Source organism: Pseudorhizobium xiangyangii (genome assembly GCF_020531965.1).
GTDB lineage: Bacteria > Pseudomonadota > Alphaproteobacteria > Rhizobiales > Rhizobiaceae > Neorhizobium > Neorhizobium xiangyangii.
Window position 1 is genome coordinate 94,954 of sequence record NZ_JAJAWH010000015.1, and the last position, 11,797, is coordinate 106,750.

General features: G+C 57.8%; 8 protein-coding genes. 5 read left to right on the forward strand and 3 right to left on the reverse strand.

The annotated features are described in order from the left end of the window. Nucleotides 1–596 precede the first annotated feature (596 nt). Nucleotides 597–3,731: a response regulator gene (locus LH464_RS15055; RefSeq protein WP_226787252.1), complete on the reverse strand. Its 3,135-nt coding sequence runs from the start codon at nt 3,729–3,731 to the stop codon at nt 597–599. Between the two features lie 604 nt (nt 3,732–4,335). Next, nucleotides 4,336–4,914, reverse strand: a complete 579-nt coding sequence (locus tag LH464_RS15060; protein WP_226787216.1) for a helix-turn-helix domain-containing protein — start codon at nt 4,912–4,914, stop codon at nt 4,336–4,338. A gap of 172 nt (nt 4,915–5,086) precedes the next feature. Between LH464_RS15060 and LH464_RS15065 the strand changes: the two genes are divergently transcribed. From LH464_RS15065 to paoC, 5 genes are all read left to right on the forward strand, one after another. Then, entirely contained in the window at nt 5,087–5,566 is a 480-nt protein-coding gene (locus LH464_RS15065; protein ID WP_390624989.1) for a fasciclin domain-containing protein, read from the forward strand. A gap of 65 nt (nt 5,567–5,631) precedes the next feature. Continuing rightward, nucleotides 5,632–5,856, forward strand: coding sequence for a DUF378 domain-containing protein (locus LH464_RS15070; protein ID WP_226787218.1), 225 nt, complete (start codon nt 5,632–5,634; stop codon nt 5,854–5,856). A gap of 606 nt (nt 5,857–6,462) precedes the next feature. Beyond that, nucleotides 6,463–7,119, forward strand: coding sequence for an aldehyde dehydrogenase iron-sulfur subunit PaoA (paoA, locus tag LH464_RS15075; protein ID WP_226787219.1), 657 nt, complete (start codon nt 6,463–6,465; stop codon nt 7,117–7,119). Next, nucleotides 7,116–8,066 (forward strand): FAD binding domain-containing protein, encoded by a 951-nt coding sequence (locus LH464_RS15080; protein ID WP_226787220.1) that lies wholly within the window; start codon nt 7,116–7,118, stop codon nt 8,064–8,066. Before paoA ends, LH464_RS15080 begins: the two co-directional genes overlap by 4 nt. 3 nt (nt 8,067–8,069) lie before the next feature. Then, nucleotides 8,070–10,274 carry an aldehyde oxidoreductase molybdenum-binding subunit PaoC gene (gene paoC, locus LH464_RS15085; RefSeq protein WP_226787221.1) on the forward strand — a complete coding sequence of 735 codons (2,205 nt, stop codon included), beginning with the start codon at nt 8,070–8,072 and terminating at the stop codon, nt 10,272–10,274. 440 nt (nt 10,275–10,714) lie between these two features. Here paoC and LH464_RS15090 read toward each other — a convergent pair whose 3' ends face one another. After that, nucleotides 10,715–11,011 (reverse strand): PRC-barrel domain-containing protein, encoded by a 297-nt coding sequence (locus tag LH464_RS15090; protein WP_226787222.1) that lies wholly within the window; start codon nt 11,009–11,011, stop codon nt 10,715–10,717. Between the last annotated feature and the right edge of the window lie 786 nt (nt 11,012–11,797).

The following is an 11,797-nucleotide window of genomic DNA, read 5'->3' on the forward strand; positions in this document are numbered from 1 at the left end:
CCCATTGCGGCGACCTCGCTCCAGTCACGCCTGTCTGGGTGGAAATCCCTTGGAACGCTCGAGATGGAGGACTTCATCGCTGCACCCTTGCTGAGGCTCTGACTGAATTATCCCCTCGGGGGCGGGAAACGACGGGGGAGCCGAATCGGATACTTGTCTCTTTTGGTGGCGTTCGTGTTCAAATGCGAAGTCCAGCACGCGGTGCCGTCGAAGCCTCACCGTACAAATTTCAGAAGCGGATCGAGATCGATGCCCGGCAAAAGGAAGATCGGGCCCACGAAGGCAACCATACCTCCCACCAGGTACATGGTCGCCCTCATCCTTTGATACCTGCGAGTTCTAACCCCGGTCCAATCGTACTGCATCGCATGATCCTCATGATCGAGCCGCCTCACAAAGCGGCGGGTAAAAGTAGCGACGATCCAATCCTCCGCGAGCCTTGCGCGAGGCTGACTGGCCCTGGAGGAGACTTGTCCAAGAGGGTGCTTACCAGCAAAAAATAATCCCGACATCGAATCCACGCCCCAGCAGGGTTGGAGGTCACGATCGCATTCGAGAAACGGGAGCTGTCGGCACGAATGCTCCGACGGCACGGTTTATGCGCCCCCGAAGTTAGGAACGAGGTGGGCCATTGCTTGAAGCATCACTGACGCGAGGTCCTTTTGGTTAAACGGCTTGGATAGGTGAAGCGCGTCCGCAATACCGGATTGGGCTCGCGCGGTGTCGTCACCGCTTGCAAAGACGATCGTGATAGCCGGCCACCGATCCCTCACCTGGTTGGCGAGCTCAGTTCCTGACATCCCGGGAAGGCTGACGTCTGTCAGCAGCACGTCAGCCGGTTCCCGGCTGAGCACAAGAAGAGCATCCTCGGCAGAACCGGCTTCAAGGACTAAGTGGCCAAGTTCGTCGAGCATGTCGGCGGTGGACATCAAAATGAGAGGCTCATCTTCGACCACGAGAATCCGAACTGGCACATCCCCCCGGGAGGTCTGGCCTGGTGAGCGGTGTTTTGCCGCAGTACGCTCCTTAGCCAGTTTCTGTTGCGCCGCGTTTCCCAGTACGTGACGAACCTTTCGGGCAAGTGCCTCGCGCGTATACGGCTTGGAAAGCAGTTCCACGCCAGTATCCAGCCGACCACCATGTACAATCGAATTTTCCGTATAACCCGAGGTGAACAGGATGCCCATATCGGGAAAGAGAGCTTTTGCGTTGCGGGAAAGCTCGGTACTGCGCATCGGTCCCGGCATCACCACGTCTGTGAAGAGAAGGTCGATTTGTGCCCCGCTCTCTATAATCGCAAAGGCAGAGAGGGCATCCCCTGCTTTCAGTACCCGATATCCGAGATCGGTCAGCAGCGCGACGGATGTCTCCCGGACGCCATCGTCGTCCTCAACCACCAGAACGGTTTCGGTACCCCCTTTCGCCGGCACCGTGTTTAGATCGACCAAAGCGTCCTCCACCTGCGTGGTGCGAGGAAGGTAAAGCTTCATCGTCGTTCCTAGGCCGACTTCGGTGTAGATCTTGAGATGTCCACCTGACTGCTTCAGGAAGCCATAAACCATCGAGAGCCCAAGGCCGCTCCCTTTGCCTTCCCCTTTAGTGCTGAAAAACGGCTCAAGGACGTGTTCGACAATCTCGGCCGCTATGCCGGATCCGGTGTCCGTGACCGCGACCATGACGTATTGCCCGGGCCGCACATCGTCGTGAGAGCGAGCGTAATCATCGTCGAGCACCGCGTTGCCGGTTTCGATCGTGAGCCGACCGATACCCTCCATCGCATCTCTTGCATTTATTGCAAGATTAAGAATGGCATTTTCGAGCTGGCTCGGATCAATCAATGTGTTCCACAAACCGCCTGAAATGACAGTCTCGAGCTCGATCTCCTCCCCAAGTGCCCGACGGAGCATGTCATCCATATTCTGGATGAGCTTGCGCACATTGATGACTTTGGGCTCGAGTGGCTGTCGGCGCCCGAACGCCAGAAGTTGGGAAGCGAGCTTCGAACCGCGTGATACTCCAGCGAGCGCATTCTTGACACGATTCTCCGCCCGGGCGTTGCCTGTAACGTCCTTCGACAGAAGCTGAAGATTGCCGCTGACGACCTGCAGAAGGTTGTTGAAATCGTGCGCAACGCCGCCAGTCAGTTTTCCAAGCGCCTCCATCTTTTGAGCCTGACGGAGTGCGAGCTGTGCGGCCTCGCGATCAATCGACTCTCTTTCCAGCTGCAGCAGTGCCGCGCGCAGCTCGCCAGTCCGCTGGTCTACCCTGTGCTCAAGAGTATGGTTCAAAGCTTGCAACTGGTCCTCAGCACGTTTTTGGTCAGTCACGTCGAAACCATCAACGAAGATCCCAGTGATTTGTCCATCCCCATCGAAGATGGGCTGATAAATCAAATTAACGAACCGCTCTTCTGCGGTGCCTTCAAGCGTTCGCTGAAGCGACACCGGCAGATTCCGCCCAATATATGCTTTCCCAGATCGATAAACCTCGTCGAGCAGCTCGAAAAAGCCCTGACCAGCGATGTCGGGCAGAGCATCCTTAACGGTCATGCCCTGCAATTCCCGGTGTCCAACGAGCTGCAAATATGCGTCGTTGGTTAGTTCGAAGACGTGCTGCGGCCCGCGCAGGATACACATGAAACTGGGAGCCTGCTGAAACAGCTCGCGCATGCGGTCGCGTTCGGCTGTGCGTTTTTCGACTTCGCTAACGAGCTGGCGATTGAGTTGCTCAAGCGCGAGGGCTGCTGCTTCCCTCAATTGGGCGGCCTCTGCTAACGCTGCGCCCCGCCGCCGCTCGGTCTCAAACGCTTCGGCGCTTGCGAGTCGTGACGCGATTTGCCCGGCGATCAGTTTGAGGAAGTCCAGATAGTCATCGCTGGCACGTCGGTGAGGATTCAGCCCGCAGATGATAGCTCCGATCGGCCTTTCGCGCCCCTGACCAACGACCGGTAAGACTGCCGCTTGCTTGGCAGCCCTCTGCCATGCGCCCGTTGGAAGATCGCTGCGGTCGCTTATATCGATCAGCTCGGGTGCCTGACGGTTCCAAATGCTGCTTAGGTTCCACAGTGCATCAGAGGTTTCGATTGTTGTCGGCGCAAGGGGATGGTTTCCCGGGATGCCATTTTCCCACACCCGTCTGGCGCTGCCATCCTCGTTGAAAATGTAGAGCAAGCTGAACGGGACATCCCGCTGGCAAGCGCCTAAAACGGCCTGTGAGGCCTCGTAGACTTCTGCGGTGCAGTCCGAAGCTGAAAGCGCCGACGCGAGTTGGCGCATCGTATCCATGCGCCGTTCACTGATGACCCTTTCCGTTTCCTCGGACACAGCGCAAAAAACGCCCTCGACTTTGCCGCTGTCGCCGATCAGCGGGCTGTAGGAAAAGGTGTGGTAGGTTTCCTCCGGATAACCGTCGCGCTCAAGCAGCAGAAGGAGCGCTCGGTCCCAGGTGGCCTGGCCAGTCTCGTAGACCGTGGTAAGACGCTCCCGGATGTCATTCCAGATCTCCGCCCAGAGCACTTCTGTCGGGACGGCCAGAGCGTTGGGATGCTTACTCCCTAGGGTCGGACGATAAGCGTCATTGTAAAAGAAATTGATATCCGGACCCCACCCGAGCCACATTTCGAAGCGGGAGGTTAACAGCAGCCGTAGGGCGACTTTGAGAGAGACCGGCCAGACTTCGGGCATGCCGAGGCTGGTATTTGACCAGTCGTGCTGACGCATCATCTGCGCCATTTCGCCATCCCCGATGAAGATCTCTTGATATCGTTCGGAAGCTGCTGTGCCCATGACATTCCCACCAATTTCAGCGGGCCTCACATAGGCTTTGAAATTTCCAAGTCCACCCCTTGTCACAGGGATTGCAGCATTTACCTACGACCGAGCTTGCCCTGCTGCCGAGAGGGACTGAAAAACATCCACTCAGTTCTCAGCCCCCCGTGTCTGGGGCCGCTGATGCGCGATCTTCGATCGGCAAACAGCTGTGCGCCACATCGCAGACCGCCCACCATTGCGGGGACCCGGCGATCAACAAACCGGCGATTGGCCACCTGGAGAGATGCCGGATAGTAGCGAATGGGCTTTCCCAGGACTGAGGAGCGATCCACCCAGCAGGAACGCTTGCCTTTTCCGTAAGCTCGAATGGCGATCGATGATATCTGGAGGATGACGTTGCTACGGGTGCACACGCTGTCATCCATCGTGTCAACCCGCCTCTGGCGATACCGAAACAGAGCCTCGGTGTCGCATTCCTTTGGGCTGCGGGCGATCATTCTCAAGGTGGGTCTCTGCGCCAGGCCCTTCACGCCATCGGTCTTTAAAACGGTGGGTGAAAAGCCGATTAGCTAACAGTCACCACGATTGCCTTGCAGGGCCCTTCGCCCTCTCGCTCGTAGCTGTGCACCGCGCCTGAGTCGAATGAAATGGCGTCGCCTTCCTGTAGGGTCGTGACCTCGCCGTCGACGGTCACACACAACGTTCCGACAAGTACGTAGACAATCTCTTCCACACCATGCTGGTGCGGCTCCGAGGACGATGCGCCCTCAGGGAAATCCGCCAGAAATCCCTCCATCTTGCGTTCCGGCAAGGGGTAGTCGAGGCTTTCGAAAACGTAGGAAGGGGGCGTCGTGCCGGCGGGTATCGGCAGCCGCACCCGCTCGCTCTTTCGCGTTACCGCAATGCGCGGCCCACCTTTGTTGAAGAAGTGATCGAGATCGACGCCGAAGACCAGCGCTATCCTGAGCAAGGTCGGAAGCGTTGGGAAAAGTTGCCCCCGCTCGATCTTCGACAGCATGGCCGTGGAGAGCCCCGTATGTTGGCTAAGCTGAACAAGGCCCAGCTTCTTTTTCAGCCTCAGAGCCTTGATGCGAGGTCCAATTCTGTACCTCTCGAGCTCCGTCGTCAGGGTTTCCGAAGTCACATCCAAACATCCTTTTCACGTTAGGAAAAGGAACAGAACGTAATTGTCATGTCAAGATAAACATGTTTCCCATGACGAAAACTTGATTGGAATGAAAAAACATTCGCTCCATATGAAAACGCATCCGCTCGCATGAGGGATAGTTCAAAACAAGGAGTTCTTGGAAATGAAGATGAACCACATCGTCGCTGCCGCCCTGATGGGCATAGCTTCCGCTCTTCCGGCTCACGCAGCCGACAAGGACATCGTCGACACGGCGGTTGGAGCCGGTAACTTCGCCACACTGGCCGCAGCGCTCGAGGCAGCAGACCTCGTATCCACGCTGAAGGGCGATGGGCCGTTCACTGTATTTGCTCCGACGGACGCAGCCTTCGCCAAGCTTCCTACTGGTACGGTCGATAATTTGTTGAAGCCCGAGAACAAGCAGCAATTGGTCGATATCCTCACCTACCACGTTGTCCCTGGAAAGGTGATGGCAACGGACGTGGTGGCTCTCGACGAGGCAAAGACTGTCAACGGCAAGATGATTGATGTCCAGGTCGATGGCGGGGCTGTCAAAGTCAATGAAGCCAACGTCACAGCTACCGACGTGGCCGCCAGCAACGGCGTCATCCACGTGATTGATCAGGTTATTATGCCCCCGGAAGGTTGAGGCAGTCGACAGGGGCCCGCGCCAAGCAGGCGCGGGCTCCCAATGCCTATTCATAGGAGAACGTTATGAAGACGCTTAACGTCGTTACACTGGTCCTCGTCATAATCGGGGGTCTGAACTGGGGCTTGGTGGGTCTCTTCAGCTTCGATCTGGTTGCGGCAATTTTTGGTTCGGGATCGATGTTGTCCCGCACTGTCTACATTCTGGTAGGTATTGCCGCCGCTCTGCAGATCATGCCGCTGGTTGCCGCCCTGAACTCCAGTAAAGTCACCTATCAGAGCGGACACTAGAGCATGCTATCGGCCGCTTGGCGGCGAAGATCTCTGATTGGAGCTGCACTTGGTCCCGCAGCAACGCATCTGTCACCCCTCAGGCCGGGCTGAGGGGTGGACGATCTCCGCGGGAGCGGATGATTGTCGAAAGGAACGCCAACGCGCATTCAAGCGGACGTCCCTCGCAGGGACAGTCGGGCCCGCTTCCCGGACTTTAGCCCGGCGCTATGCTGAACCTCCTGCGGCTGTCCATCTTCTACGATTGACGCGACGAGAATTCCCGAAACCGCGCCCCTTGCCGCCCCTATGTTGGTTTCCCCGATATTGTTCATTGACTGAGCCTGGATCTCGGCCGGCGATCCAAGGGGAAGGCCTGCGCGTCAGATGGGGGGAGGGGAGGGAGCGTTAGCCTGAACTCGCTTCGATCGACAGCTCCCATGCTCCCATTCGGGGTGCGAGCGCGCATCTACGCTTCCTGGATTTTTTCATCCGGGTCTAACAGACGCCGTGGTCGATATGTGCGGCATCGATCTCCGCTTCCGCATTGTCGCGACAGATCGACCGCACACCGGTGAACGCTGGCAGCATAAACATCCGACATAGGGCGAAATCCCGATTGGTCAGATGCTGCCGATCACTACAAGCCCTACCAACAATCAACCCGAAATCTCCAGGAGAGGCTTGCTTATCTCGCCTGCCGCGACAGTTGCGGTGACAGGAGCCGCGTCTGGTGTCGCGGCAGCAAGGACTGCGAGTAGTTCAATGACGTATGCATCCACCGTATCGATGAAGGTCAATGGCGAGCGCAGGGATCTTGAGGTCGACAATCGAACGAGCCTCCTTGACGCTCTTCGCGAGCATTTGCATCTCACCGGCACCAAGAAAGGTTGTGACCATGGCCAATGCGGCGCTTGCACGGTGCTGGTCAATGGGGTTCGTATCAATTCCTGTCTGACGCTCGCCGTCATGCACGATGGCGACGAGGTGACGACAATTGAGGGTCTTGGACAGCCGGATAACTTGCATCCGATGCAGGCGGCTTTCGTCAAGCACGACGGATTTCAATGCGGTTATTGCACGCCTGGACAGATCTGTTCCTCTGTCGCCGTTCTCGAGGAAATCAAGGCTAACCTCCCGAGCCACGTCACAGTCAGTCTGACCGAACGGACGCGGATTTCAGAGGCGGAAATCCGCGAGCGCATGAGCGGCAACATCTGTCGTTGCGGCGCCTATTCCAACATCGTTGAAGCCATTGTTGAAGCTGCGGGGACACGAGCATGAGAGCCTTCACCTTTGAACGCGCTTCCTCGGTTGAAGCGGCCGCCAAGTCGGTCGCGTCCAATCCCGATGCTAGGTTCATCGCCGGCGGCACAAACCTTTTGGACCTGATGAAGCTCGAAATCGAGACCCCGACGCACCTGATAGACGTGAACGGCCTCGGACTGGACAAGATCGAGGCTACCACCGATGGCGGACTTCGCATCGGTGCGCTGGTCCGCAATACTGATCTTGCCGCCCATGAAACGGTGCGGCGTGACTACGGTCTGCTTTCGCGCGCACTGGTCGCGGGCGCCTCCGGACAGCTGCGCAACAAGGCGACGACATCCGGCAATCTTTTGCAGCGCACGCGATGTCCTTATTTCTATGACACCAATCAGCCGTGTAACAAGCGTCAGCCAGGCAGCGGCTGCTCCGCCCTTGGTGGCATCAGCCGTCAACTCGGTGTGATGGGGGTCAGCGAGGCCTGCATCGCTACACATCCAAGCGATATGGCAGTCGCCATGCGGGCGCTCGATGCGGTTGTTGAGACAGTGAAACCGGATGGGACCATCAGGTCGGTCAAGATCGAGGACTTTCACCGCCTCCCGGGTGACACTCCCCATATCGAGACGGTGCTGGAGCGAGGCGAATTCATCACGGCTGTCTCGTTACCGCCGCCGGTCGGTGGTCGGCACATCTATCGAAAGGTCCGCGACCGAGCATCCTATGCCTTCGCGCTCGTTTCCGTTGGCGCCATCATCCAGTCGGATGGGAAGGGACGCGTGGCGGTCGGCGGTGTCGCCCATAAGCCTTGGCGTCTCGAGGCTGCGGATGTGGAGCTACCCAAGGGGGCAAAGGCTGCGAGCGGCGCGCTTCTTGCCGGTTCACGTCCAACCGAACAAAACAAGTTCAAGATCGATCTCGTCGAGCGCACGCTCGGCGCCGTGATCTCCGAAGCAAGAGGTTGAGCTATGAAGTTCGAGACCCCAGCAAAAACGAATCCGATCGATAATCTCAAAGTTGTTGGCCAGCCTATTCACCGCATTGACGGCGAACTGAAGACGACGGGCAGGGCAATGTACGCGTATGAGTGGCATGACCCGAACCTACACTATGCCTACGGCTATCCACTTGGTTCGTCTATCGCGAAAGGGCGGATCAAGTCGATGGATGTGGCAGCTGCTGAAGCAGCACCTGGGGTTATGTCGGTCGTGACAACTCTGTCCGTTGGCGAATTGGGCAAAGGCAAGCTCAACACGGCAAAGCTCTTCGGCGGCGATGAGATCCAGCACTATCATCAGGCGATCGCCGTCGTCGTTGCCGAAACGTTCGAGCAGGCTCGTGCTGCAGCAAGTCTGATCAAGGTTGAGTACCAGGAAGAGAGCGGCACTTTCGATCTGGCGGAAGCCAAGATGAGCGCCGTCAAGCCGAAGGATACCGATGGCGCCCCGCCGGATACTGCGGTCGGCGACTTCGATGGTGCCTTCTACGCGGCGGCCGTTTCGATGGATGAAACCTACACGACGCCAGACCAGTCGCATTCGATGATGGAGCCTCACGCCTCGATTGCGTTGTGGCACGGCGATGAACTGACAGTGTGGACGTCAAGCCAGATGATCGATTGGTGGCGTTCGGATCTCGCGACCACTTTGGGAATTGACAAGGAAAAGATCCATATGATGTCGCCCTTCATCGGCGGCGGCTTCGGTGGCAAACTCTTTTTGCGATCCGACGCGGTGCTCGCAGCAATTGCTGCCAAGGCAACCGGCCGTCCGGTCAAGGTGGCGCTGCCACGGCCCCTCCTCGTCAACAATACCACCCATCGCCCGGCAACCATCCAGCGGATCCGCATCGGCGCCGATAAGAGCGGGATGATCACAGCAATCGGACACGAAAGCTGGTCCGGTGATCTGCCAGGGGGCGGCCCTGAGACGGCTGTGATGCAAACCCGACTGCTCTACGCAGGCGAGAACCGTATGACGGCCATGCGCCTGGCTGAGCTTAACCTTCCCGAAGGCAATGCAATGCGCGCTCCCGGAGAAGCGCCGGGCCTGATGGCGCTGGAAATTGCAATTGACGAAATGGCTGAAAAGCTCGGGCTCGATCCGATCGAATTTCGAATACTCAACGATACCCAGGTCGACCCGGAAAAGCCGGAGCGTCCGTTCTCGCACCGCAATCTTGTCGGCTGTCTCAAGCTTGGTGCAGAACGTTTCGGCTGGAACGACCGTAAAAAGCCCGGAGCACGTCGCGAGGGCAACTGGTTGATTGGTCTGGGTGTGGCGGCCGGCTTTCGCAACAACCTCGTCATGCCGTCGGGTGCCCGTGTTCGCCTTGGAAATGACGGCGTCGTGAACGTTGAGACCGATATGACGGATATCGGGACAGGCAGCTACACGATCATAGCGCAGACGGCGGCAGAGATGATGGGTGTGGCCGTGGATAAGGTCGGCGTGCATCTTGGCGATTCCCGCTTTCCGATTTCAGCAGGCTCTGGCGGCCAGTTCGGTGCCAATTCAGCGACATCGGGTGTCTATGCTGCATGCGTCAAGCTGCGGGAGGCGGTCGCGATGAGGCTGGGCTTCAACTCCGATGATGTGGTGTTCGAAAACGGTGAGGTACGATCGGGCAACCGGTCTGTTCCTCTGGCTGCAGCGGCCGGCGCCGAGGGTCTCGTCGGCGAGGATACGATGGAATGGGGTGATCTCACCGATACCCATCAGCAGTCGACCTTCGGCGCTCATTTCGTTGAAGTTGGTGTCGATCTCGCAACCGGGGAAACGCGTGTTCGGCGCATGCTGGCCGTCTGCGCAGCAGGGCGCATCATCAATCCGATCACGGCGCGCAGCCAGGTGATCGGTGCGATGACGATGGGCGTGGGTCTCGCTCTTTTCGAAGAGCTGGCAGTAGACACGCGCCGCGGCTTTTTCGTCAACCATGATCTGGCCAGCTATGAAGTGCCCGTTCATGCCGACATTCCATATCAGGAGGTGATTTTTCTGGATGAGACGGATCCGATGTCCTCCCCGATGAAGGCCAAGGGTGTCGGTGAACTGGGGCTATGCGGCGTGTCTGCTGCGATTGCCAACGCGATTTACAACGCAACCGGTGTGCGCGTCAGGGATTATCCGATCACGCTCGACAAGGTAATCGGAGATCTCCCGGAGGTTGCATAAATGGGAAGATCACGGCCACAGGTGAACTTTATCGCGCTTTTAGGGATGAAGTATCGATGCCGACGCCGGTCCGGTCGTCGTCGTAGAGCGCTACTGTGCGTTGAAAAGTCATACTCTCGTCGAGGGTGTAGCCAAGGAGATCGGTATGACGTACGCGCCGGACGATCCCAAACTGTTGTCGGCGCTGTCAGAATACTGGACACGTGTCGGTGCATCGCTGGTGGCCGCGATTTTCCGTTATCCTGATTGGCAGTCTCGGAAAGAGCCGGCCCTTTGGGCGAGGTAAGTGTCCGTGCCTAAAGGTCTACGCGCGTCCGATTGGTCCAAACGCAGGTTAGACGTCGCAATAATTCCGGAAGACATTAGGGGGGAATTGTCCGGTTCTTTGCTGCTTCCGGAAAAGAAGAAGCCCGACCCGATGGCCGGGCTTTTGCATCGCTCTAGTGGCTATGCTCAGGCATGCTCATGAGTTGATCCTTCGTCCAGGACGTGACGGCATGGACGTCGCCGTCCTCATCACGCATGAAATCGAGGTCAGTGAGGGGAACGGCCACCGGCTTGGCACCGATGCCGAGAAATCCACCGACATCGACAATGGCCTGGCTTCCAGCGCCTGCACCGTGAATGTAATCTACCTTGCCGACCTTATGGTCATCGGCGCCGTAAACAGTCGCGCCTTCTAAAATGGAGGCCGTTAATTCGGTCGTGGTGAGACGGACGTGATTGCTGTGATCCATAGTCGTTCCTTCTCTTCTGATGGAGACAGAGAGACACGGTTACAGGCCACCTGTTCCATGACAAATCTGCTCTCCAGCAGGGATCCTTGCGGCTTGCCGTCTTGCGCAGCATTTGAGGCTTCTTATCTCTGGTTAATCCCACAAGGAGCATTGCAATGGACCGACGCACGGCCGACTTGCTGTCCGAACGCAAAATAGAGATACTTCAGCCCGTGCGCGAAAGCGCGTCCTCAGTGGATGCGATCACGTGCCCGTGCTGTCGCAAGGTGCGACCCGCGTCCAGCATGGATGATGATGGTTGCGGAATTTGTGACGAGTGCTTGGCCCCATGATCGCTGGGCTCCTCGACGTTCGAGCAAGTTCTTGCCGAGCTTCGTGACGCCTAACGAAGGTCACTTTCTTCCCTTGAGCGTGACCATCAGCGGTCGCCGGATGGCGAGCGAACATGGCTTTTCTCGGAGGCCCTTGGAGGCTCGGATATCCTTCAGCTTTAAATCTACAAGTTGTTTGTGGCTGGTCCAGCTCATCTGCGAAGGCGAGCGATTGGCCCTCGGCTTTGAGTCTGTGCTGCTTGTTCGATCCTGATGGTGGTGTGAGCACAGTGGCGGAAACATGAGCATTCGTCTCATCCGGCATTGCAACATACGCATGGCTGAGCTGCGATTTGAACGCTGGTGGTCCGAAGCCCAGCTGGTAGGTTTATCCCATCGAAGCAATGCACCTCCTCCCGCAGAGCTTCGAGTTTCAGGCGACCCACTCCTCCTCCCAAGGGACGCCTGAGGAACA

Coding starts and splice junctions, on each gene's coding strand:
- LH464_RS15055 (WP_226787252.1), bottom strand. CDS start 3,731: ATGGCGCAGATGATGCGTCAGCACGACTGGTCAAATACCAGCCTCGGC.
- LH464_RS15065 (WP_390624989.1), top strand. CDS start 5,087: ATGAACCACATCGTCGCTGCCGCCCTGATGGGCATAGCTTCCGCTCTT.
- LH464_RS15070 (WP_226787218.1), top strand. CDS start 5,632: ATGAAGACGCTTAACGTCGTTACACTGGTCCTCGTCATAATCGGGGGT.
- paoA (WP_226787219.1), top strand. CDS start 6,463: ATGCTGCCGATCACTACAAGCCCTACCAACAATCAACCCGAAATCTCC.
- LH464_RS15080 (WP_226787220.1), top strand. CDS start 7,116: ATGAGAGCCTTCACCTTTGAACGCGCTTCCTCGGTTGAAGCGGCCGCC.
- paoC (WP_226787221.1), top strand. CDS start 8,070: ATGAAGTTCGAGACCCCAGCAAAAACGAATCCGATCGATAATCTCAAA.
- LH464_RS15090 (WP_226787222.1), bottom strand. CDS start 11,011: ATGGATCACAGCAATCACGTCCGTCTCACCACGACCGAATTAACGGCC.